Origin of the sequence: Roseovarius sp. EC-HK134, assembly GCF_902498815.1 — a bacterium.
GTDB lineage: Bacteria > Pseudomonadota > Alphaproteobacteria > Rhodobacterales > Rhodobacteraceae > Roseovarius > Roseovarius mucosus_A.
Window position 1 is genome coordinate 1003581 of the sequence record NZ_LR701544.1, and the last position, 21540, is coordinate 1025120.

Here is a 21540-nt window from a genome sequence, read left to right on the forward strand (position 1 = left end):
TCTATTCTGGAGTACGGGCAGAGCGCGCTTTGTTGCGCCTTATGCCCAATTGCCGCTCGCGCCAGATGATGAGAATTCCCGCCAGAATAACCAGTGATGCGCCTGTCAGCATGGCGCGCGTTGGCACTTCGTCAAAGATGAAATAGCCAATGCCAAGCGCAAACAGGATCGAGGCATAGTCGAACGGAGCCACTACGCTGGCGTCGGCAAAGCGATACGAGGAGGTCAGAAAGATCTGGCCCAACCCGCCAAGCAACCCCGCCAGAACAAGCAGCCCAAGCTCCGGTCCGGTCGGCATGACCCAGCCGAACGGAATAGTCAGAAAGGACAGCACCGTCGACGTGACCGAGAAATAGAACACAATCGCGCTGGTTTCTTCGGTCTGGACCAGTTTGCGCACATAAATCTGCGCAAGCGCCGCACAGATTGCCCCCGTCAGGGCCAGCATCGCGCCGACCGCTTGCACGGTCTCTACTGTTGGCCCGCTCAGTGCCGTCAGGCGTGGTGCCAAAACGATCAGCACCCCCCCAAGACCAAGCGCTACCGCGCCAATCCGGACAACGCCGACCTGCTCATTGAGAAACATCGCTGCAAAAACCACAACCAAAAGCGGCGCGGCATACCCAAGCGCCGTCACCTCGGGTAGCGGCAGCATGCCCAAGGCGGCGAAACTAAGCCCCATTGCGGCTGTGCCTACAAAGCCCCGCCAAAAATGATTGAGTGGTGAAGTGGCCTTGAGCCCTGTGCGCAGATCCCCTCTCAGCGTCAACCACACGAGAATCACTGGGATGGCAAAGAAAGAGCGAAAAAACACGGCTTCGCCCGGCGGCACATGCGCCGCCGTGGCCTTGATCAGCGATGACATGGTGATGAAGAGCATCACCGAAATAAGTTTGAGCGATATTCCCGTCAGAGGGCGCATGGTCTTGGCTCCAACACCCTCTGTCCGGTGTTAAGCGTCGGTTTCTGCGGCCTTTCGGGGCAGCACCCAATCCGCGCGTGGGAAGTGACAAGTATAGCCCTGAGGGAAGCGTTTGAGATAATCCTGATGCTCTGGCTCCGCCTCCCAGAACTCTCCAACTGGCTCCACCTCTGTCACCACCTTGCCGGGCCAAATGCCGCTGGCCTCGACATCGGCAATCGTGCGCAGCGCTTCGGCCTTTTGCGCATCATTGCAATAGTAGATAGCAGACCGATAGCTGAGCCCGATATCATTGCCCTGCCGGTTCATCGTGGTCGGATCATGGATCTGGAAGAAGAACTCGAGCAACCGGCGATAGCTGATGCGCGCCGGATCAAAGAAAATCTCGATTCCTTCTGCATGGGTTCCGTGATTGCGATAGGTCGCATTCGCCACATCCCCGCCCGTATACCCCACGCTGGTTGAGATTACGCCGGGCAGCTTGCGGATCAGATCCTGCATGCCCCAGAAACAACCCCCCGCCAAAACAGCGCGTTCGCTCATGTCACATCCTCCACCTGATCGAGATACGCCCCGTATCCCTCTGCTTCCATGTCGTCACGATGTATGAATCGCAGGCTCGCTGAGTTGATGCAATAGCGCAAGCCCCCGCGGTCGCGTGGACCGTCTGGAAAAACATGACCAAGATGGCTGTCGCCATGAGCGCTGCGCACTTCGGTCCGGATCATGCCAAGGGTGAAATCATGCAACTCCTTGACATGCGCAGGCTCCAGCGGCTTGGTAAAGCTGGGCCAGCCGCAACCGGACTCGTATTTATCCGAACTGGCAAAAAGCGGCTCCCCGCTTACGACATCCACGTAAATCCCCGGCTCTTTGTTGTGCAGGTATTTGCCGGTTCCGGGATGCTCCGTTCCGTTCTTTTGTGTTATCCGGAATTGCTCGGGGCTGAGGGCCGCGATTTTTTCCGACGTCTTGAGATATTGGGTCAAGTCTGCGCCTCCTGTGATAGATCCATGGTAACAGATGGATCTTCGCTGCGAAAATCAAATACCTGACGTGGTGATCCGAAGCCGAGCGTGTCGCGTACTCTTACCAAAGCAGGAGGATACCATGCGTGTCATCGCGATCATACTTGCGTCCCTTATTTCGGTACCAGCCATGGCGCTCGATCTAGACGCGCCTTTTGGCAATATTGACGGCGGTGAAATTCGCCTCTCTGAGTGGGCGGGGCAACCTGTTCTTGTGGTCAACACCGCCTCGCGCTGTGGCTTTACCCCTCAATACGACGGGCTTCAGGCCCTCTATGATCAGTACCGTGACCGTGGCCTTGTTGTGCTTGCGGTGCCGTCGGATGACTTTAGGCAAGAGCTGTCGAGCGAGGCAGAGGTTAAGGAATTTTGCGAGGTAAACTTTGGCCTCGACATTCCAATGACGACGATCACCTCGGTGCGCGGCGAGGCGGTGCACCCCTTCTATGCGTCGGTTCTGGCCGAGACCGGTTTTGCGCCAACGTGGAACTTCAACAAGGTATTGATAGCCCCTGATGGCCGTGTTGCTGGCACGTGGGGCTCTACCACGCGCCCAACCTCGGGCCAGATCACGGAAAAGATTGAGGCGATGCTCAACTAACTGGGCCGCAAATCACGCGCAACTGATGCCGATTGCCCCAAAATGCAAAACCCCGGTGTTTCCACCGGGGCGCGCATTGGCGTGCAAGAACGTGAGTGATGGCACAGCCAATTACAAAACAACAGAGACCAGAGCACAAGTATACCTATCCACATGGATACATATCGCAGAAACCACGCCTTCATTCATGGGGAATAAATCAGGTTAAAGGCCCGTATGGAAAACCTTACCTTTGCGCCGCCGTTGGCCAGATTGAAAAAAGAGAGGCCCCAGTGTTTCCACCGGGGCCTCCTTTCACGTCTTGAGATGCCTTCTTACTCGGCTTCTTTTTCACCCTTCTCAGGCACGATTTCTTCGCCAGTGACCTGATCGACAACTTTCATCGACAGACGCACCTTGCCGCGATCGTCAAAGCCCAAGAGTTTGACCTTTACGTCCTGCCCTTCCTTGAGCACATCGCTCGGATGGTTCAGGCGTCGGTTCTCGATCTGGCTGACATGCACCAGACCGTCCCGCTTGCCAAAGAAATTGACGAAAGCGCCAAAATCCACAAGTTTTACGACCTTGCCGTCATAGACCTTGCCCTCTTCCGGCTCGGCCACGATCGACCAGATCATGTCATAGGCTTTCTTGATCGATTCCCCGTTCGGCGATGCGATCTTAATGATGCCTTCGTCGTTGATATCGACCTTGGCGCCAGACACCTCGACGATCTCGCGGATCACCTTGCCGCCCGACCCGATGACTTCACGGATCTTGTCGGTGGGAATCTGCATGGTCTCGATACGCGGTGCGTGTACGCTGAACTCTGCCGCGCCCGAGAGTGCCTTGTTCATTTCACCAAGGATGTGCAAACGCCCGGCTTTCGCCTGTTCCAGCGCCTTTTTCATGATCTCGGGTGTAATGCCCGCGACCTTGATATCCATCTGAAGCGAGGTGATACCGTCTGCGGTGCCAGCCACCTTGAAATCCATATCGCCCAGGTGATCTTCATCCCCCAGAATATCCGACAGGATCGCAAAAGAGCCGTCTTCTTCCAGAACCAGACCCATGGCCACACCGGCCACGGATGTCTTGAGCGGCACGCCCGCATCCATCATCGACAGCGACCCGCCACAGACTGACGCCATGGACGAAGAACCGTTCGATTCCGTGATCTCGGACACCAGACGCACGGTATAGGGGAAATCCGTCGCCGGCGGCAGAACCGCCTGAAGCGCGCGCCACGCGAGTTTGCCGTGACCGATTTCACGACGTCCCGGTGCCCCGACCCGCCCAGCTTCGCCCACCGAATAGGGAGGGAAGTTGTAATGCAGCAGGAAGTTGGATTTGAAATTGCCGTGCAGCGCGTCGATGAACTGTTCATCATCGCCGGTGCCGAGGGTGGTCACAACCAGTGCCTGCGTTTCGCCACGCGTGAACAGCGACGAGCCATGGGTCCGCGGCAAGAGGCCGGTTTCGCATACGATGGGACGGATTTCATCCAAACGACGCCCGTCGATCCGGTTGCCATTCTTGACAACGTCACCGCGCAGAACCGTCGATTCCAGCTTCTTGAACGCCGAACCAAGGTTCTGATCCTCAAGCTGCTCGTCGCTCAGCTTGGCCTTGATCGCCTCGCGGGCAGCGGAAATCGCATGGGTGCGCTCCTGCTTGTCGCGAATGGCAAAGGCGGCGCGCATCTGCTCTTCACCGCCTGCTTTCACAGCCGCATAAAGATCAGAGTAATCCGGCGGTGTGAAATTGAACGGCTCTTTGGCACAGTCTTCGGCCAACGAGATGATCAGATCGCAAACCGGCTTGAGCTGTTCATGCGCAAAGGTGACCGCGCCGAGCATTTCCTCTTCGGTCAGCTCATAGGCCTCGGATTCCACCATCATCACGGCATCTTTGGTGCCTGCGACAACCAGATCGAGACGCTGCTCGGGGTTGTTGCGCAGATCGTGCATGTCGTCGATTTCGGGGTTGAGGATATATTCCCCGTCCACAAAACCCACGCGGCACCCTGCAATCGGACCCATGAAGGGCGCGCCCGAAATCGTCAATGCCGCAGAGGTTGCGATCAAGGCCACGATATCGGGATCATTCACCAGATCGTGGCTCAGCACGGTGCACATTACCAGCGTTTCATGTTTGAAACCCGGCACAAACAGCGGGCGGATCGGACGGTCGATCAAGCGTGCGGTCAGCGTCTCTTTCTCAGAGGGGCGCGCTTCGCGCTTGAAAAAGCCGCCGGGCACTTTGCCTGCGGCATAGTATTTCTCTTGATAATGCACGGTCAGCGGAAAGAAATCCTGACCGGGTTTTGCCTCTTTGGCAAAGGTCACATTGGCCATGACCGAGGTCTCGCCAAGCGTGGCAATCACAGTCCCATCCGCCTGACGGGCGATTTTGCCAGTTTCCAGAGTGAGGGTTTCCTCCCCCCACTGCATCGATTTTTTCGTCTCTTTGAACATCACGTTTCCTAAGTTGGCCGGTCCGGGCGTATCCCGTCGGGCCCATTTGCATCCGGGGCCGCATTGCCCCGCGGCTTTTGGTTCTTCATCCTGCTCTCTCGGCAAAGCCAAACCGGGACAGCAATCGGATCATACGAAAACCGCGCCCTATTGGGGGCGCGGTATTTTGTCTTAGCGGCGGATGCCGAGGCGCTTGATGAGGTCCTGATAGCGGGCCTCATTCTTGCCCTTGAGGTAATCCAGCAGCTTGCGGCGCTGTGCGACCATCATCAAGAGACCACGACGACCATGGTTGTCTTTCTTGTGGGTCTTGAAATGCTCGGTCAGCGTGGTGATCCGCGAGGTCAGGATTGCGATCTGCACTTCGGGCGAACCTGTGTCGCCTTCTTTGGTTGCGAATTCCTTGATAACGCGGTCTTTTTCTGCGGCAGTAATCGACATCGGGGTCTCCTTGCATAAAAGTGTCGGGCACAAGCCGGGATGTCGTCCAGCAAGGTCCATGGAACACCCTTGGGACCGTGCCCAAAGGATACGCGCGTATAGGGGAAAATGCCTGAAATGGAAAGCGTGAATCGCGATGTGCCGTTTGTCTGCGGCTAGAGACCGCGGATCACTGGCAGAGCCTCGCGTGGCAAGAGCGCGATGTGATCAAGGGTCAGGCCCGTGGCATTGCCAATCGTCGCAATCCGGACCCCGTTCAGCAACACGGCTTGCGATGTCCCTCCCTCTGGCTCCGGTTCAAGGCTCAGGCTTGGTTCGTCGCCAGCTTGCGCATCGTAGAATACGATCAGCCGGTCCTCTTCGGGTTGAAAATCAACGATTTCTACCGCCTGACCTTCTTCGATCCAATCCCCCAGTAGCACCGTATCGGCACCTGCCCCGGTGGTAATCAGATCACCATGTCCAGCAAGGATAAGATCGTCACCGGAGCCGCCATTCAGAAAGTCGCGCGCGTCGCTGTCATCAAGCGTGGGCGTTGCGGTGTCATCGACCAGCCCAACCAGCACATCATCGCCCCAACCGCCAAACAGCGTGTCCTGCCCGAGCCCCCCCTGCAACGTGTCATCGCCGATATCGCCATGCAGCGCATCGTGGCCCGCATCCCCGCGCAACAGATCATTCCCGGCGCTACCGACCAGACTGTCATCGCCATCGCCGCCAGAGAGTTCATCCGCGTCATTGTGGCCATAGAGAGTATCTGCGCCCTCTCCGCCAAAGAGGGAATCCATCCCGTCGCCACCATGGAGGGTGTCATCGCCGGCATCTCCGGAAATCCGATCATTGCCGATGCCACCAAGCAGGCTGTCATCCCCCACACCGCCGAAAATCGTATCGTCCGACCCCTGCCCGTGGAGCTGATCGCCACCCTTGGTTCCGGTCAGCGTCTCTGCCTCGGGCGTCCCGTTGATAATCTCGCCCATGCCGATGGGCGCATCCTGCCCAAATATACCATCAAGCAGACGAGGCCCCTCGTTGTCACTCTCCGACTGGTCGCCCTCGTCCTCAGGCTCGTCGGTCGCAGGCTGAAGGCCGACGAACGCCGCCGCCCCAACCGCGACCATCCCCAAAAGACTCGCAAACATCAACATTGCACGCCACTCATTTGACCCGCAACGATTAGACGCCCGGCGCGCCCGTCTGGCAAATCTTTCCTGTAAGCGTGGTTAACCGTCTACCGCCCCGGCGGCACCACCTCATAGCCCTGTTCCTCGGGCTCGTCGTCGACCATCTCGGCCGGAAAGCCGGGCGCACGAATGTCGAGGCCGGTCGCCTCTTCCAGTCGCCGAATGATGTCATCTGACTGCGCACGTGCGCCATAACGCCGGATACCGTCATCAAAGATCGATATCATCAGGGGGGAAATTTCCAGCGGCACGCCTGCGTCATCGGCAATCTTTTGAAACAGGCCGATGTCTTTCTTCACCAGATCCATGGTAAAGCTGATGTCGCGGCTGCCGTTCAGGATCACCTGACTTTCGGTCTCATGCACAAAGGACGTGCCGGAACTGATCTTGATCGCTTCATAAGTGGTCGCAAGGTCCAGCCCCGCGCCCTTCATCGTCACCATCGCTTCGCACAGCGTCAGCAGATTGGCGGTGGCGAGATAGTTGGTCATCACCTTGAGCAAGGACGCGCTACCGATCTCGCCCGTATGCAAGAGCCGCCGACCCAAGGTTTTCAGGAGCGGCAGAATCCGTTCAAACGTGGCCCGGTCACAGCCCGCAAAGATCGAGATATTGCCGGTATCGGCCCGGTGGCACCCACCTGAAACCGGACAATCCACCGCCGCCCCGCCTGCCGCGATCACAAGCCCGCCCAAACGGCGGATTTCATCGGCATCGGTGGTGGACATCTCCATCCAGATCTTGCCAGGCCCGACCTCTGGCAGCATCTGCTGCATTACCGCATCCGACGCCGCGGGCGACGGCAGACAGGTGATCACCACCTCGCAGTCGCGCATCATCTGTGCCGGGCTTGTGGCTGCCTTGGCCCCGCGCGCGACAAAATCACTGACCAGATCCGCGTTCAGATCATGCACTGTCAGATCATGGCCGTTGCGCAGCAGACTGCCCGACAGTTTGCCGCCCACATTGCCCAGCCCGATGAAACCGATCTTCATGTTTTTTTATCCTCTCCCTGCGCCGCTCTTTGGACGACTCCGCGCAGCCTTTTGCGATTCGGTTCCGAATTGCAAAGCCATTTGCGACAGTTTCAGGCAAAAGATGATCAGCGCCGCCGCAATGTATCGCCAAGGCTCAGCGTCGGCTCGAGCGTGATGCGCACCGGGGCACTATCCTCGGGGTTTGACGCGCGGGCCGCGATGATCTCGGCGGCACGCCGCCCGATCTCCAGCCGGCAGGCGTCCATGGTTGCGAGTGCCCGCGGCAACCCTTCCAACAGCTCGACGCCATTAAAGCCAGCGAGCCCCATATCATTGGGAATGTCGATCCCCTGCTCTAACAGATAGAGCAGCCCGCCCGCCCCAATCATGTCGTTGGAATAATAGAGGAAATCCAGATCCGGTGTACGCCGTAGCATCTCAGCGGTCATTTCCCGCCCCTTGAGCAGCGCTGATCCACCGGAGTAAAACTCGTGATCCGCCATCTCGATCCCAGCCTTGGCCAGAGCTTCGGTAAATCCCTCAAAGCGTTTGCGCGCCCGGTGGTCGAGTGGCATCTTGGTGCCCATGAACCCGATCCGCCGATAGCCTGCCTTGATGATAGCTTGCGCCATCTGCTGCCCGGCGCGCCGGTGCGAAATCCCCACGACCGAGTCAATCGGTGTGCCGTCCACATCCATGATCTCGACCACGGGAATCCCGCTTGCCCGCAACATGGCGCGGCTTGCATCCGAATGCTCCAGCCCTGCGATGATCACGCCAGACGGGCGCCAGGACAGCATTTCGTAGAGGACTTTTTCCTCTTTCTCAGGCCGATATCCTGTCAGCCCGACCACGGGTTGCAACTCGGTTTCCTCAAGAACCCGGCTAATTCCGGTCATCACCTCGGGAAAAACCATGTTCGACATCGACGGAATGATAACCGCAACAAGATTGACGCGCTGACTGGCCAAAGCCCCCGCAATCTTGTTGGGCACGTATCCTAACCGCTTGGCCGCTTCGAGCACCCGTTGCCGCGTGCCCTCCGAAACATCGCCCTTATTGCGCAGAACGCGGCTTACCGTCATTTCAGACACGCCCGCGGCCTCGGACACGTCGCGAAGGGTCAGGGGATGTCTGTCATGCTGGGTCACGGAGGGATGTCCACAAGGTCCTACGCCTTTGTTACCGCGAACACCCTGACAGGATCAAGCTGCCTGCGTGAATCCACGGCAAAACACGCTGACAGGGAAATCGGACGATGACAAAGGCCCTCGCTCGCGCTAATCAGTTCCCCGCGTGGCCCCGTGGCTCAACAGGATAGAGCAGCCCCCTCCTAAGGGGCAGGTTGCAGGTTCGAATCCTGCCGGGGTCACCAAAAACCAATGAAATATTGTTCTCTCAGGAGGTTGTGCAGGAGTGCATAAAGCGCTCCATGATTTTTTGCGCCGAATTCAGCTAAAAGCGGTGGACTGTGGTACATAACTTGTAAAAGTTGAGCCGTCACAAGGATCAGCAGCGTTGCGAACGAATGCGCTAAAGGCTGCGTTCGGGATATGGGGATCTGGCCGATTAACTTTGGAAAGCCTGAAATTTGACCTTATGAGTGGCGACACAAGACGAGCAGCGATACAATCACATCATGCCATTTTCCCATCTTGAAACACGCAAAATCGTAAGCAAGCCGCGGCTCATGTTTCGCCCGGATCCCGTTTTGGGTTGGCGGCTGTCGCCCGAACATACGGTCCGTGTGGCGTTTCGCAGTGGCATTTTTCAGAACATTGCGGCTGATGGCTGGCGTTATGTCCCTGGATCCCAGACCGCGCAGGGACCGCGTGTCGCAATTTATGGCTGCTCGTTTACCTATGGCACCGGTTTGTCGGATGATGAAACCTTTACCGCCCTCCTCCAGCGCGACATGCTAGGTGTCCAGATTTTGAATCGTGGCATTGGCGGGCACGGTACTGTGCAGAACCTTCTGCAGCTACGTCGTGACATTGCCGCAGGAACAATGGATGCCGCCGTTTTCGCCATGATCAGCGATCATCGGTTTCGCAACATCGCCCATCCACAACGCATGCGGCAGTATCTCAGCGAAGATTGGTATAAATTGAGGGTCGAACATGTGCCCGTTGCGCGATTTGATGGAAAGGGCCAGCTTCAGATCGTGTATCGCGAGATTTGGCAACCGGCGCTGCGTGACGTTGAATTCGGAGTTTTTCTACCGGATGACCATATGATCAACCTTGCCACGTGTGCAGTGCTCGGCATGGTCTGCGAGACGGCCAAGGCGGCAAGCATCCCTTTGCAGATTGTCCTGCTGGATGCGCTGGACCCCGATTTTAACTCCGCTGTTTTCAGCCGGTTTCCAGAAGCGACCAATATTTCAAATCCTCACGACCGGGATCACACATTTCTGCCACGGGATATTCACCCAAACGCCAGAGCCAACAGCCTGTTTGCTGATCGGCTGCAGCCGCTCATCAGGCGGCTGATTGGCACGGATCTCGGCCGTCGGAGCGACCCGTGACCGCCCCCCGCTACACGCTTGGCATCTCGTCGCATTTCCACGATTCTGCGGCGGCGCTCGTGCAGGGCACACACATCCTTGCCGCCGCGCAGGAAGAGCGCTTCACCCGGCGAAAGGCTGATTGGCAGTTTCCTATGAACGCAATCACCTATTGTTTGTCGCAGCTTCCGGAAGGCGCGTCGCTTGATCGCGTCGCCTATTATGAGGATCCCGGACTCAAACTGCGGCGCATTCTGCAAACTGCACAAACCCGGCTTCCGACCGGTGCACGGCTCTGGCCGCGGATGGTGGAAACCCTGCGAAGCCTTGCAGAAGAGCTGCCGGTGCAATTGAGGAAGATCGCCGAGGATACAGACCGAATAGTCTTTGTCCCGCATCACCGATCACATGCTGCGTCAGCGTTCTATCCTGCGCCCTTTGCCGAGGCGGCAGTGCTGGTGTTGGACGGGGTCGGTGAATATTCCACCACGACACTTTGGTCAGGCAAGGCCACAGGGTTAAAGGCCGAGGCAGAAATCAGCTTTCCGCACTCACTCGGTCTCTTTTATAGCGCGTTTACGCAATACTGCGGCTTCAAGGTAAATTCTGGCGAATATAAACTGATGGGCCTCGCCCCCTTTGGCACGCCCGAATTCCGCCAAAAGATCCTTGATGAGCTGATCGAGCTGCAACCTGACGGTGGCTTTGCCCTCAACATGGCGTATTTCGACTTTGACCGGGGGCTGAGTACCACATCGCCGCTTTTTGAAATGCTGTTTGGTCAACCGCAGCGCAAAGAGTCTGATCCGATGACACAGGTCCACATGAACCTCGCCGCCTCTGCCCAAGCGGTGCTGGAAGAGGCGGTGTTGGCCCTTGCCAAAACCGCTTTGGACCGCGCGCAAAGCACGAACCTCTGCCTTGCGGGGGGTGTTGCGCTGAATTGTGTGGCCAATAGTCGGCTGATCCGCGACCTGCCCGGCCTTCGCAATCTCTGGATTCAGCCTGCATCCGGTGACGCGGGCGGTGCCTTGGGCGCGGCGCTAGAAGTGGCGCGCGATGGCGCTGCAACCGAGCCGCAGCCTATTCCAAACGATACCATGGCAGGCGGCTTTCTTGGGCCACAGTTCACCGATGCTGAAATCTGCGCGGCGTTAGAGACTGCGGGATTGGTCTATCAGCAGCTGCCCGACCCAGCGACCTATGCCGATACGGTCGCACGGGCGCTGGCCGAGGGGCAGATTGTAGGTCATTTTCATGGGCGGATGGAATTCGGACCGCGTGCTTTGGGGAACCGCTCAATCCTTGCCGATCCGCGCGGAAAGGACACGTTAAGCCGCGTCAATAAATCAATTAAATTCCGTGAAGACTGGCGTCCCTTCGCCCCTATCGTGCTGGCCGATCAGGCGCCCCTCTATTTTGAGGACCCAACCGATAGCCCCTATATGTTGCTTGTCGCTCAACTCAGAACGGAATTTTGCGGAAATACTACCTTGTCAGACGCACGTGGGCGCGGCTTGCACAGCCCGATGCAATTGCAGAACGCTGTTGTCAGCGATTTTGCCGCCGTCACCCATGTGGATTTCAGCGCGAGGTTGCAGACCGTAACACCCGGTATTGGCACACGGGCAGGTGCAATCCTCGCTGCGTTCCATGCGATGACTGGTTGTCCGATGCTGCTCAACACCTCGTTCAACGTACGTGGGGAACCGATCATCTGTAGCCCCAAGGACGCTATTGACTGTTTTCTCAACACCCATCTGGACCTTCTTGCCATCGGCGGGGTGATCGTTCGAAAATCTGCCCAGCCGGATTGGGTTCACAAGAAAATAGGGAGGATGCACTTTGCCGCAGATTGACCACCCTGAGTTTCTAGAGCGGATGATGACCCTTCTTGGTGCGCATCCGGTAGAGGGCCCTGTCGAAACAGCGGGTCTTGTACCGCCAATGGCAGAGCTGAATGCCGCCCCGCGCCCTTTTGCAGAGGTTTACGGTGCTGAGGGACTGCTTGCGCAGACAGCCATCCGTGCCATGGAAGACGGCGAGCAGAGCATGGCGGCCTTGCTCAGCGCCCTGCAGGTCGCGCTTGAGAATGGTCGGCTCGATCTCGCGCCCCCTGATAAACCTGCGCCCCGTTTGGGCGGGTTTGTCTATCCGGTCGTCTAAGGACATTCTTGCCCCCTGCGGCGGATATCTCCCGCCGCAAGAGGTGTATTAGTGCGCCTAACTGCGCGATGGAAATACGCCCTCAAGGGCGATGCAATAGCGAATGACCTGCGTTGGGTCCTGCACAGCAACTGGCTGGTTTCCCCCTGAGGGCACGATCATCTGCGGCGACATTTGCACATTGGCGGGTTGGTCCGAATAGATCGTCTCCTGTCCGGAACCACCATCCGGTGCCGCCGCTAGAATCTTGTCCCCCGGTCCGGGGAAATTGCCATCGCTGTTGGTCGCGTTCACCGCGTGGCTATGCGCGGCCAACTGATTTGTGGTCAGTGTCACTGTCTGTTGTCCGCTGCTTTGCCCCCAAGACCGCGGGCTCAGACCGGTGCCGGTGCCTTGGCCAACCGGAATACGACCACGCAAATCCGGCAGGCCAAAGGATACGTTCCCATCGCCACCAAACGTCGTTCCAATCAGGGCAAAGAGTGCACTATTTTCACTGATTGCAAGAAGTTGGCCGTTGGTTTCTGCCCAGCCAGTCGGACAAAAATTGACGATACCCATCGGTGCGATCTCGCCAACATAGGGGTCTGCGTCTGCCAGTGCTGCTTGCGGCGCTGTACATGCGGCAATGCCAAGCCCAATCGCCATCAGCGCGTCACGGGATTTCGTTTTCAAATGTGTCATCAAAGTCTCCAAAGTCTTGATACGGAACGGCAACCTGTCGCTCGTCCAAAGGTGGGATCAATTACGTGATGGGAACGCACCCACTGTTGCAATGCAGTGGTAGAGTGCCAAGGTCGGATCCAGAGTGCTGATCGGGGTGCTTGCCCCGGCGGGGGCGATCATTGCCGCGCTCATCGTGACATTCGGGTTTGCCTGAGAATAAATTGTCTCGTTGCCGCTGCCGCCGGTCGGTGCCGCCGCCAACAGCTTATTCCCCGGACCAGGCAAATCGCCGTCCAGATTGTTCGCCTGCACCGTATGGCTATGCTGCGGCATCGTTGCCTCTGTCATGACCTTGGTCTCAGAGCCAAACCTTTGCCCCGCCAGCCGTGGTGTCAGGCCGTTCCCGGTTCCTTGGCCCACCGTAATCCGGCCGCGCAGATCCGGCAGGGCAAATGTCGTGATCCCGTCTCCGCCAAATTGCGTGCCGAGTAGGGAAAACAGTGCTTGGTTTTGTGCAATCGGCAACAATTGACCTGCCGCTTCGGACCAACCGCGTGGGCAAAAGTTAAAGCCGACGATCATGATGTCCCCAAGAAAGGGCTCTAATCCAGCCTTTGCTTGGTTCGGCGTAGCGCCAAGGCTCAAAGTCAGGCTCAGGGCTCCCACTGCCGCAAGCATGCTCTTCTTCAAATTCTTCATTGCTAACTCCAAATATTAAAGTTGTGTCTGATATCCGCAAAAAATCGCGCCCGCAGCGTCAGCCGGGGCCTTGGGCTATGCTCAGGGTCGCGACGGAAATACCCCTTGGGTAGCAATGCAATACTGCATCACGAGCGCCGGATCTTCGACATTGAATGGCTGGCTTTGGCCGGAAACGCCGATCATCGTCGGCGCCATCGTGACCGTGGGCCCCTGATCAGAATAGATCGTCTCAGAGCCCACTCCGCTTGGCGGTGCTGCCGCCAAGAGCTTGTTACCCGGTCCCGGTAGATCTCCATCGAGGTTGTTTGCATTCACCGCATGACTATGCAGCGGCATTTGAGCAGCGCTTAGCGTGACAGACTCTGCTCCGGTCATTTCACCTTGGCTGCGCGGTGACAGGCCAAGTCCGGTTCCTTCTCCCATTGCACCCCGACCCCGCAAGTCGGGCAAGCCAAAGGTGCTTGTGCCGTTGCCGCCATAGGTTGTTCCAATCAAAGAAAAAAGTGCCGTGTTGCTGGAAATCGCAAGAATTTGTCCTTCCGCACTCATCCAGCCACGCGGACAAAAATTGTAGCCAACAGCAATGATATCCCCAATAAATGGGTTAAGACCGGCCTCTGCCCGATGTGGCACTAGGCTTCCCCCGGCTAGGAGTCCAAGTCCTAGTACCAAAATAGCAGTCGATTTTTTCAGACAATTCATACGACATCTCCAAATATATGTTAAACTCAAAGTTGAGTATTTAGTGTCTTACGATTCCCAATAAAACGCAAAAACTATTCTTAAGGTTCGGGGCCAAAAGAGCACCGTTTCAGGCCAAAGGCCTGGTCCGAGATCCGGTCGGATTTGGTGCGTGACAAGGTTTTGATGACTGACCAAAAATACAGGGTTTCGCACCCACATCTAAGCATCCGTGTCGCAACCCCGCCCGTCACAAATCCGCATGTCGCGATTGGTGGCCTTGGCGGTTCAGGAACGCGGGTATTTGCAGCCACACTCTCCGAAGCGGGTATCCGGCTTGGGGCGCAGCTCAACGTGCCGCTTGATAACCTCTGGTTCACCGTGCTTTTCAAGCGTGCGGATTGGATTCAGCATGGCCCGCCAGCGGCAGAGGTCGAGATAGCCGCAAAGCTTCTGCGACGCGCCATGACAACCGGGCTGTGCGGCACCCTAAGCGTTGAGGAACACGCGCTTCTGATGCGCCTGCGCGATCTGCTTCCGCCAAATGGCTCTTGGCAAAACGGCGCACGCGCAGCGGATGCCGAGAGCCTGATCAGTAGTGGTCCACCGAAAGTGGGCAGCGATCAGCCTTGGGGCTGGAAAGAGCCAAACACCCATGTGTTTCTTCCGCATCTCGCCCAAGCCTTCCCTGAATGCCGCTATATTCACGTCGTGCGGGACGGGCTCGACATGGCGTTCAGCAAGAACACATGGCAAGCCCGGCATTGGAGCCATTTGTTCGGTCTGCCACAGGACCCGAATACCTCACTTGCGTTGCATCAGTTGCGCTATTGGATAGCTGCAAATAGCGCAGCAATAGATTTTGGCAGGGCTCACATGCCCGGACGGTTTCTTGTTATGTCATACGAGGCCTATTGCGCTGATCCGGAAAGACACTGGCCACGCCTTCGCCGCTTCTTGGACTTGCCAGATCACACGTCACTCCCTGCCAACCTCTTGCAGCCCACCACGATTGGGCGAAGCAAAGAGCATGATATTTCACAGTTTCCGTCTGACGTGGTCACGCGCGCGCGTGACCTACAAGCAGAGATAGATGCGCATCATTTCTAAATGCCGCTGACTGCCTGTAGCTGGGCGTTCTGTGATCTGATCGACGTCGAGAGGAATTCAACAGAGCGCATCGCGGCACGGCCTAAGTGAACGCGCTTTAGCCGTTTTGCGTCCCTGTTGCCTCTGCTTCGATCCGCGCCCGTTCGGCATCGCTCTCATAGCTGGCCCAGGGGCGATCTGTGCCTGTGGGCGGCAGATCACTGGGTTTATGCACCAGATGCAGATGCGTCTTGGCGATGAAATGCCCGGTGATTGGCGCGGTCAGCAATAGAAACAGCGTGATCATCAGTTCATGAAATGAGAACTGCCCCACGACAAAGTAAAAATACATCATCGAGGCAATCAGCGCTCCGCCCACCCCAAGCGTCGTGGCTTTGGTCGGCGCATGCAGGCGCATCATCGGGTCTGGCAGTTTGATTAGCCCAAAAGACCCCACCAAGCCAAACACGCCGCTGATCACCAGACAGGCCGAAATGAGAATGTCTACAACCATGTTCCGCCCCCTATTCGATGATATCGCCGCGCAAGAGAAAGCGCGTGTAAGAAACGGTCGAGATAAAGCCAGTCATGGCAATGATCATCGACACCTCGAAATACATCATTGTACCTTTGAGAATACCAAACAGCGCCAAGAGCGCGATCATATTCACCACCATCGTATCCAGCGCCAGAATCCGGTCGCCCACGGTGGGTGAACTGATCACCCGATAGATATTGAGCAGCAATCCCAGACCAAAACAGCCAAAGGCAAAAAACAGCGCATAGTCGATCATTCGAAAATCTCCTTGAGCCGGCGTTCGTAGCGCGCCTTGATGTCATCGCGCACCGCGTCTGGATCGGGCGCATCGAGGCAATGCACGAGCAGGCTGCGACCATCCGCTGACAGGTCGCTTGAGACCGTGCCGGGCGTCATGGTGATCGTGCCTGCCAGCACTGTGATCGCCTCTGGTGTACGCAGATCTAATGGGATCGTGATCCAAGCAGGCTTGGTGTTGGCATTGGCCTTGAACAGAATGATCATGGCCACCTGCACATTGGCCACGCAGATGTCCCACAGAACCACCAGCACGAATTCCACAATCCGGGGCAGGCTCGACAGGCGCGGGCGGTTGGGCCAATAGGGCGAGGTGATGATCGGGATGATCAGCCCGAGGATCGTCCCCAAGAGAAGGTTACCAAAGGTCAGCTTGTTCACCATCATCTGCCAGACCACGATCAGGGTCAGCGTCAGGAACGGATGGGGCAGGATCTTGCGCAGCATCGTCTTTCCTCCCTCAACCACCGTTCAGCACGGCGGCGATATAGCCTTCTGGCGCATGCAATTGCTGCGCCGTGGCCTCTATATACCCCATCACCGGCCCCGCCAGCACCGACAGCGCCACAATGCCGCCCAGCATTGCGAAACATACGACCAATGGTAGGGCGGGTTGTGGCTCGGGGGCGGGTTCCTCGCCCGTCTCAGGTGCCAGCTTCCAGAAAATCGCACTGCCCGCCTGACCCAGACCAAGGATCGCAACCAGCGACGTGGCCAGGATCACCGCCCAGATAAGCCAGACTTGCTCCATTCCGCGCACGGCGTCGAGAATGAGCAGCTTGCCAACAAATCCCGAGAGCGGCGGCATACCAGCCGTGGCAATCGCCGACCCAAAGAAGAGCGCGGCAATCATCCCGTGCTGCGCCATGCGCGGTCCGGGTTGCATAGCGCCTGCCAAAGACCCGCGCCGCTCGCGTACCAGATCGACCACAAGGAACAAGAGCGCTCCGGCCAGCGTGGAATGGATCATGTAATAGAGCGCCGCAGCCGTAGTTTCGGGCCGGAACCCGGCCAGTGCAATCAGCAGCGTGCCCATAGAGCCGATTGCGGCGAAGGCAGCCAGCCGCCCAAGCCGTTTGGCCCCCAGAATACCCACCATCCCGGCCACAAGCGTGATCAGCGCGGCATAGATCAGCATTTGGTCGATCAGCGCCGCGGTCGCCCCAAGATCGGGGCCGAAGACCAATGTGTATGTGCGCAGAATCGCATAGGCCCCGACCTTGGTCATGATGGCAAACAGCGCCGCCACCGGGGCAGGGGCCTCGGCATAGGTTTCTGGCAGCCAGAAATGCAGCGGCAAAAGTGCTGCCTTGATGGCGAAGACAAGGAAGAGCAGCATCGCGCCAACCCGAAGTAGCGCACTGTCCTCAACTGGAATCTCAGCTGCCCGCACCGCCAGATCGGCCATGTTGAGCGTGCCTGTCACCGCATAGAGCGTGCCAAGCGCAAAGAGAAACAGGGTCGAGCCAAGCAAGTTGTAGATGACATATTGCACACCCGCCTTGAGCCTGCGCCGACCCCCACCGTGGATCATCAGACCGTAAGAGGCGATCAGCAGCACCTCGAAGAACACAAAGAGGTTGAAGGCGTCGCCGGTCAGGAAGGCACCGAAAATGCCCATAAGCTGAAACTGATAGAGGGCGTGAAAATTATTGCCGCGTTGGTCCCAGCCGGTGCCCACGGCATAGAGCAGCACCAGCAGTGCCAGAACCGCTGTGACCAGAACCATCAGCGCCGACAGCCGGTCGAGAACTAGAACGATACCAAAGGGGGCTTGCCAGTTGCCCAGCTCATACACTTCAATCGCGCCGCTTGACGCCTTCACGGTAAGGCCAATGGCAATCGCCAGAACCGCAACAACGCCTGCAATGGAAAAAACCCGCTGCAACGATGGGTGGTGCCGCATCGCCAGCGTAAGGATCGCGGCCAGCACTGCCGGCAGGATGACCGGGGCAATAATCCAGTGGCTCATGCCTCATTCTCCTGCGCGGGCTGCTCTGGCGGTGTCTCGGATCCGATATTCACGGTGTCATCGCGCGATGAGAGGAACGACCCAAGCGCCAGCATAACCACCACCGCCGTCATGCCAAAAGAAATCACGATGGCTGTCAAAACCAAGGCCTGCGGCAGCGGATCCGTATAGCTTTCTACACCGTCCTGTAAGATGGGCGGCATATTCACCACCAGCCGCCCTGTGCCAAACAGGAACACGTTCACCGCGTAGCTGAGCAGCGAGATGCCGATGATCACCGGGAAACTGCGCAGCCGCAGAACCAGATACAGCCCACCAGCGGTCAAGAGGCCTATTGCACTTGCAAACAGAAGCTCCATCTTACGCCTCCTTCTCGCCCGGCGCGGTGCTGAGGGCCGGGTTGATGTCCATGGGCGCGACGTTCACCGTCTCACCCGACCGCCGCGCCATGCTTGACAGGCTGTTGAGTGCCAGCATCACCGCGCCTACCACGGTCAGGAACACGCCGGTGTCAAACGCCATGGCCGTAGCCCATTCGAATTCCTCGATCGGCGGGAAATGCAGATAGCCGTAATCGGATGTAAGGAACGGTCGCCCTGCCAGCCATGCCCCGATCCCTGTCACGCTGGCGATCAGCACACCCACACCGATTGTGGCATGGTAGGTCACGCGCTGCCGTGCTTCGGCCCAAGCAAAACCAGAGGCCATATATTGCATGAGAAACGCAATCGCTACGATCAGACCGGCGATAAATCCGCCGCCCGGTTGATTGTGGCCACGCAGGAAAATATAGGCCCCGACCATTAGCGCGATGGGCATCATCACGCGGGTGGCTACAACCATCATCAGCGGGTGGCGATCCCCCGCTTCGGGATAGCGATCCGCCTTCCATTGCGAAAGCCAGCGCCCGCCCGGTCCCTTGAGCACGGTTTCTGTCAGCGCGTAGATGACAAGCGCGGCGATGCCCAGAACGATGATTTCTCCATAGGTATCAAAGCCCCGGAAATCGACGAGGATCACGTTGACCACATTGGTGCCGCCGCCGCCCTTGTAGGAATTCGCGAGGTGAAAGACCGAGATGCTCTCTGACGCGAAATCGCGCAGAAGAATGGCATAGGTCAGACCCGCTACTGCAATACCGCCGACGGCAGCAATGCCAGCATCGCGCATCCGCCGGGCAACACTGCTTTCGGCCGGGGTTTCGCGCGGTAGGAAATTCAGCGCCAGAAGCAACAGGATGATCGTCACCACCTCGACCGAGATTTGAGTCAACGCAAGGTCTGGCGCAGAGAAATAGACAAAGCCCATCGACACAATCAGGCCCACAATCCCCATCAGGACCAGCGCTAAAAAGCGGTTGCGATGGAACGCGACCAGACAGATTGTCGCCAACACCAGCAAGAGCCAACCAATCGCAGGCACCAACGTTACGGGCAACATCTCGCGCGTGGGCGCAGCCATGCCGCCGCCCATATAACCAAGCACACCCGCGCCGATCACCGTGACCGCGAAAATCGCGCCGTTGCGGGTGAGCGCGCCATTATGCACACCATCTGTCAGCGCCGTGCTCAGGGCCGTGGCAGCCCGCGTCACCGCGTCGAACATCACCTTGGCCTCGGGTCGTGGCGTTGCGTTCCACATCGCCATCAGTGGCGCATGCAGGCGTAGCAGGATTGCGCCGCCAACCACCGCGATCACCGACATCCAGAATGCAGGCACCAGCCCATGGATGTGATAGATTTTCACGTAAGGATCAGACTGTGTCACAGCATGTGCCGCGACCCGCACCAGATCCCCGGCAAAGGTCATTGGCATAATCCCAATCAGGATCACCAGAAGCGTCAGGAATGCAGGCGCGGCCCACATGCCGAAACCCGGGTCATGCGGCTTGGCCGGATAATCGTCGCGCTTGGGGCCAAGGAACACATGAGCGATATATCGGAACGAATAGGCCACCGAGAAAAGCGCGCCCAAAGTTGCCAACGCGCCCATCATCCAATGTGGGCCGATCCAATGGGTCTCGGCCACTTCTGCCAGCATCATTTCTTTGGACAGGAACCCGTTGAAGGGCGGAATCCCAGCCATCGACAGTGCTGCAATAGTGGCAATCGTAAAGGTGATTGGCATCAGATGCCGCAACCCGCCAAGGCGCTTGATATCTCGCGTATGCGCCTCGTGATCTACAATGCCCGCTGTCATAAACAGCGCGGCCTTGAATGTGGCATGATTGATGATGTGAAACACCGCGACCACCGCCGCCGCCTTGGTGCCAAGCCCCAAAAGCATGGTGATCAGGCCCAGATGCGACACTGTCGAAAAGGCCAAAAGCGCCTTGAGATCATCCTTGAAGAGCGCGATTTTTGCGGCCATCACCATGGTAATGAGGCCCGTCGAGGATACGATCCAGAACCATTCCGGTGTGCCCGCCAGAACCGGCCACATGCGCGCCATAAGGAAAAGCCCCGCTTTCACCATCGTGGCCGAATGCAGATAAGCCGAGACCGGTGTCGGCGCGGCCATCGCGTGGGGCAGCCAGAAATGGAACGGAAACTGCGCAGATTTTGTGAAACACCCAAGCAAAATCAGGATAAGGGCCGGCAGATACATCGGGCTCGCCTGAATCGCGTCTTTCTGCGTCAGGATCACGCTGAGATCATAGCTTCCGGCGATATTCCCAAGGATCAACATGCCCGCGATCATGGCAAGACCGCCAAGGCCCGTCACCGTCAGCGCCATTCGCGCGCCTTGCCGCCCTTCGGGCAAATGTTTCCAATATCCGATCAAAAGGAAGGATGACAGCGACGTCAGTTCCCAGAAAATCAACAATAACAAAATGTTATCGCTCAGTACAATTCCCACCATCGCGCCCTGAAACAGCAGCAGGTAGGTATAAAACTGCCCCATCGGATCTTCGCGTGACAGGTAAAACCGCGCGTAGAGGATGATCAAAAGGCCGATGCCAAGGATCATCCCGGCAAAGAGCAGCCCCAGACCATCCAGCATGAAATTGACGTTAAGACCAAGCGACGGCAACCACTCGATGCCAAAGGTCAGCACTTCGCCCCGCATCACCGCAGGCGCGCAAAGCAGCAGCAATATGAGCGCAAGGATCGTGGGCGCTGCGGTAAAGGCGGCGCAGGTGTTGCGCCCGGCTTGGATCATCAGGCCGGGAAACAAAGCTCCCAAAAACGGCAACGCCGCGATGATCGGCAAAAATCCTGCGGCATTGTCCATCCGTCTCCCGCCCCTCTCCCTGTTCTCTGCCTCGGCCTTGGCACCACGTCGCGGGTGCATTTTACGTGCCGTTTCAGTTG

General features: G+C 57.8%; 22 protein-coding genes and 1 tRNA gene. 6 read left to right on the forward strand and 17 right to left on the reverse strand.

Annotated elements, in window-relative coordinates:
* Position 1: 1 nt before the first annotated feature.
* Genes GC127_RS08705 through msrB form a run of 3 tightly spaced genes read right to left on the reverse strand, consistent with a single transcriptional unit; the run spans position 2 to position 1911 of the window.
* The gene (locus GC127_RS08705) at positions 2-922 is read right to left on the reverse strand and encodes a DMT family transporter (RefSeq protein ID WP_081507213.1); all 921 of its coding nucleotides are present in this window, start codon (positions 920-922) and stop codon (positions 2-4) included.
* Positions 923-952: 30 nt separating this feature from the next.
* Positions 953-1465, reverse strand: a complete 513-nt coding sequence (msrA, locus tag GC127_RS08710; protein WP_008282808.1) for a peptide-methionine (S)-S-oxide reductase MsrA — start codon at positions 1463-1465, stop codon at positions 953-955.
* Positions 1462-1911, reverse strand: coding sequence for a peptide-methionine (R)-S-oxide reductase MsrB (msrB, locus tag GC127_RS08715; RefSeq protein WP_008282809.1), 450 nt, complete (start codon positions 1909-1911; stop codon positions 1462-1464). Before msrB ends, msrA begins: the two co-directional genes overlap by 4 nt.
* 121 nt (positions 1912-2032) lie before the next feature.
* Here msrB and GC127_RS08720 point away from each other — a divergent pair, with 121 nt between their 5' ends.
* Positions 2033-2551: a glutathione peroxidase gene (locus GC127_RS08720; protein ID WP_037298677.1), complete on the forward strand. Its 519-nt coding sequence runs from the start codon at positions 2033-2035 to the stop codon at positions 2549-2551.
* Between the two features lie 314 nt (positions 2552-2865).
* On the opposite strand, the gene pnp is transcribed toward GC127_RS08720, so the two are convergent.
* The 5 genes from pnp to GC127_RS08745 form a co-directional block, all read right to left on the reverse strand.
* Positions 2866-5007, reverse strand: a complete 2142-nt coding sequence (gene pnp / locus GC127_RS08725) for a polyribonucleotide nucleotidyltransferase (protein ID WP_151977608.1) — start codon at positions 5005-5007, stop codon at positions 2866-2868.
* A gap of 171 nt (positions 5008-5178) precedes the next feature.
* A complete protein-coding gene (rpsO, locus tag GC127_RS08730) occupies positions 5179-5448 on the reverse strand; it encodes a 30S ribosomal protein S15 (RefSeq protein WP_008282812.1) in 270 nt (89 codons plus the stop codon).
* Between the two features lie 155 nt (positions 5449-5603).
* On the reverse strand, positions 5604-6596 hold the full coding sequence (locus GC127_RS08735) for a calcium-binding protein (RefSeq protein WP_151977610.1): 993 nt from the start codon (positions 6594-6596) through the stop codon (positions 5604-5606).
* 83 nt (positions 6597-6679) lie between these two features.
* Positions 6680-7627 (reverse strand): NAD(P)-dependent oxidoreductase, encoded by a 948-nt coding sequence (locus GC127_RS08740; RefSeq protein WP_008282814.1) that lies wholly within the window; start codon positions 7625-7627, stop codon positions 6680-6682.
* Positions 7628-7734: 107 nt separating this feature from the next.
* Entirely contained in the window at positions 7735-8760 is a 1026-nt protein-coding gene (locus GC127_RS08745; RefSeq protein ID WP_008282815.1) for a LacI family DNA-binding transcriptional regulator, read from the reverse strand.
* 147 nt (positions 8761-8907) lie between these two features.
* On the opposite strand from GC127_RS08745, the gene GC127_RS08750 reads away from it, so the two are divergent.
* The 4 genes from GC127_RS08750 (at position 8908) to GC127_RS08765 (ending at position 12281) form a co-directional block, all read left to right on the forward strand.
* Positions 8908-8984: transfer RNA gene (locus tag GC127_RS08750), tRNA-Arg, on the forward strand.
* 228 nt (positions 8985-9212) lie between these two features.
* On the forward strand, positions 9213-10136 hold the full coding sequence (locus GC127_RS08755; protein WP_254700039.1) for a hypothetical protein: 924 nt from the start codon (positions 9213-9215) through the stop codon (positions 10134-10136).
* Positions 10133-11974, forward strand: coding sequence for a carbamoyltransferase N-terminal domain-containing protein (locus tag GC127_RS08760; protein WP_151977612.1), 1842 nt, complete (start codon positions 10133-10135; stop codon positions 11972-11974). Before GC127_RS08755 ends, GC127_RS08760 begins: the two co-directional genes overlap by 4 nt.
* The gene (locus GC127_RS08765; RefSeq protein ID WP_037298678.1) at positions 11961-12281 is read left to right on the forward strand and encodes a hypothetical protein; all 321 of its coding nucleotides are present in this window, start codon (positions 11961-11963) and stop codon (positions 12279-12281) included. Before GC127_RS08760 ends, GC127_RS08765 begins: the two co-directional genes overlap by 14 nt.
* Before the next feature lie 57 nt (positions 12282-12338).
* Here the strand turns inward: GC127_RS08765 and GC127_RS08770 are convergent, their stop codons facing one another.
* From GC127_RS08770 to GC127_RS08780, 3 genes are all read right to left on the reverse strand, one after another.
* Positions 12339-12965, reverse strand: coding sequence for a phage tail protein (locus GC127_RS08770; RefSeq protein ID WP_151977614.1), 627 nt, complete (start codon positions 12963-12965; stop codon positions 12339-12341).
* 57 nt (positions 12966-13022) lie between these two features.
* Positions 13023-13646: a phage tail protein gene (locus GC127_RS08775; protein WP_151977616.1), complete on the reverse strand. Its 624-nt coding sequence runs from the start codon at positions 13644-13646 to the stop codon at positions 13023-13025.
* A gap of 81 nt (positions 13647-13727) precedes the next feature.
* Positions 13728-14351 carry a phage tail protein gene (locus tag GC127_RS08780; RefSeq protein WP_237183574.1) on the reverse strand — a complete coding sequence of 208 codons (624 nt, stop codon included), beginning with the start codon at positions 14349-14351 and terminating at the stop codon, positions 13728-13730.
* A 165-nt stretch (positions 14352-14516) separates the two neighbouring features.
* Here GC127_RS08780 and GC127_RS08785 point away from each other — a divergent pair, with 165 nt between their 5' ends.
* Positions 14517-15440, forward strand: a complete 924-nt coding sequence (locus GC127_RS08785; protein WP_151977618.1) for a sulfotransferase — start codon at positions 14517-14519, stop codon at positions 15438-15440.
* A gap of 97 nt (positions 15441-15537) precedes the next feature.
* On the opposite strand, the gene GC127_RS08790 is transcribed toward GC127_RS08785, so the two are convergent.
* From GC127_RS08790 to GC127_RS08815, 6 genes are read right to left on the reverse strand one after another with little or no spacing between them, the layout of a single operon-like run.
* Positions 15538-15933 (reverse strand): Na+/H+ antiporter subunit G, encoded by a 396-nt coding sequence (locus tag GC127_RS08790; protein ID WP_151977620.1) that lies wholly within the window; start codon positions 15931-15933, stop codon positions 15538-15540.
* 10 nt (positions 15934-15943) lie between these two features.
* Positions 15944-16213, reverse strand: coding sequence for a K+/H+ antiporter subunit F (locus GC127_RS08795; RefSeq protein WP_008281177.1), 270 nt, complete (start codon positions 16211-16213; stop codon positions 15944-15946).
* The gene (locus GC127_RS08800; RefSeq protein ID WP_008281179.1) at positions 16210-16701 is read right to left on the reverse strand and encodes a Na+/H+ antiporter subunit E; all 492 of its coding nucleotides are present in this window, start codon (positions 16699-16701) and stop codon (positions 16210-16212) included. Before GC127_RS08800 ends, GC127_RS08795 begins: the two co-directional genes overlap by 4 nt.
* Before the next feature lie 13 nt (positions 16702-16714).
* Entirely contained in the window at positions 16715-18226 is a 1512-nt protein-coding gene (locus GC127_RS08805) for a monovalent cation/H+ antiporter subunit D (protein WP_151977622.1), read from the reverse strand.
* Positions 18223-18585, reverse strand: coding sequence for a Na+/H+ antiporter subunit C (locus tag GC127_RS08810; RefSeq protein ID WP_008281181.1), 363 nt, complete (start codon positions 18583-18585; stop codon positions 18223-18225). Before GC127_RS08810 ends, GC127_RS08805 begins: the two co-directional genes overlap by 4 nt.
* A gap of 1 nt (position 18586) precedes the next feature.
* Positions 18587-21460, reverse strand: coding sequence for a monovalent cation/H+ antiporter subunit A (locus GC127_RS08815; protein ID WP_008281182.1), 2874 nt, complete (start codon positions 21458-21460; stop codon positions 18587-18589).
* Positions 21461-21540 lie beyond the last annotated feature (80 nt).

Coding starts and splice junctions, on each gene's coding strand:
- GC127_RS08705 (WP_081507213.1), bottom strand. CDS start 922: ATGCGCCCTCTGACGGGAATATCGCTCAAACTTATTTCGGTGATGCTC.
- msrA (WP_008282808.1), bottom strand. CDS start 1,465: ATGAGCGAACGCGCTGTTTTGGCGGGGGGTTGTTTCTGGGGCATGCAG.
- GC127_RS08720 (WP_037298677.1), top strand. CDS start 2,033: ATGCGTGTCATCGCGATCATACTTGCGTCCCTTATTTCGGTACCAGCC.
- pnp (WP_151977608.1), bottom strand. CDS start 5,007: ATGTTCAAAGAGACGAAAAAATCGATGCAGTGGGGGGAGGAAACCCTC.
- rpsO (WP_008282812.1), bottom strand. CDS start 5,448: ATGTCGATTACTGCCGCAGAAAAAGACCGCGTTATCAAGGAATTCGCA.
- GC127_RS08735 (WP_151977610.1), bottom strand. CDS start 6,596: ATGTTGATGTTTGCGAGTCTTTTGGGGATGGTCGCGGTTGGGGCGGCG.
- GC127_RS08740 (WP_008282814.1), bottom strand. CDS start 7,627: ATGAAGATCGGTTTCATCGGGCTGGGCAATGTGGGCGGCAAACTGTCG.
- GC127_RS08770 (WP_151977614.1), bottom strand. CDS start 12,965: ATGACACATTTGAAAACGAAATCCCGTGACGCGCTGATGGCGATTGGG.
- GC127_RS08775 (WP_151977616.1), bottom strand. CDS start 13,646: ATGAAGAATTTGAAGAAGAGCATGCTTGCGGCAGTGGGAGCCCTGAGC.
- GC127_RS08780 (WP_237183574.1), bottom strand. CDS start 14,351: ATGAATTGTCTGAAAAAATCGACTGCTATTTTGGTACTAGGACTTGGA.
- GC127_RS08785 (WP_151977618.1), top strand. CDS start 14,517: ATGACTGACCAAAAATACAGGGTTTCGCACCCACATCTAAGCATCCGT.
- GC127_RS08790 (WP_151977620.1), bottom strand. CDS start 15,933: ATGGTTGTAGACATTCTCATTTCGGCCTGTCTGGTGATCAGCGGCGTG.
- GC127_RS08795 (WP_008281177.1), bottom strand. CDS start 16,213: ATGATCGACTATGCGCTGTTTTTTGCCTTTGGCTGTTTTGGTCTGGGA.
- GC127_RS08800 (WP_008281179.1), bottom strand. CDS start 16,701: ATGCTGCGCAAGATCCTGCCCCATCCGTTCCTGACGCTGACCCTGATC.
- GC127_RS08805 (WP_151977622.1), bottom strand. CDS start 18,226: ATGAGCCACTGGATTATTGCCCCGGTCATCCTGCCGGCAGTGCTGGCC.
- GC127_RS08810 (WP_008281181.1), bottom strand. CDS start 18,585: ATGGAGCTTCTGTTTGCAAGTGCAATAGGCCTCTTGACCGCTGGTGGG.
- GC127_RS08815 (WP_008281182.1), bottom strand. CDS start 21,460: ATGGACAATGCCGCAGGATTTTTGCCGATCATCGCGGCGTTGCCGTTT.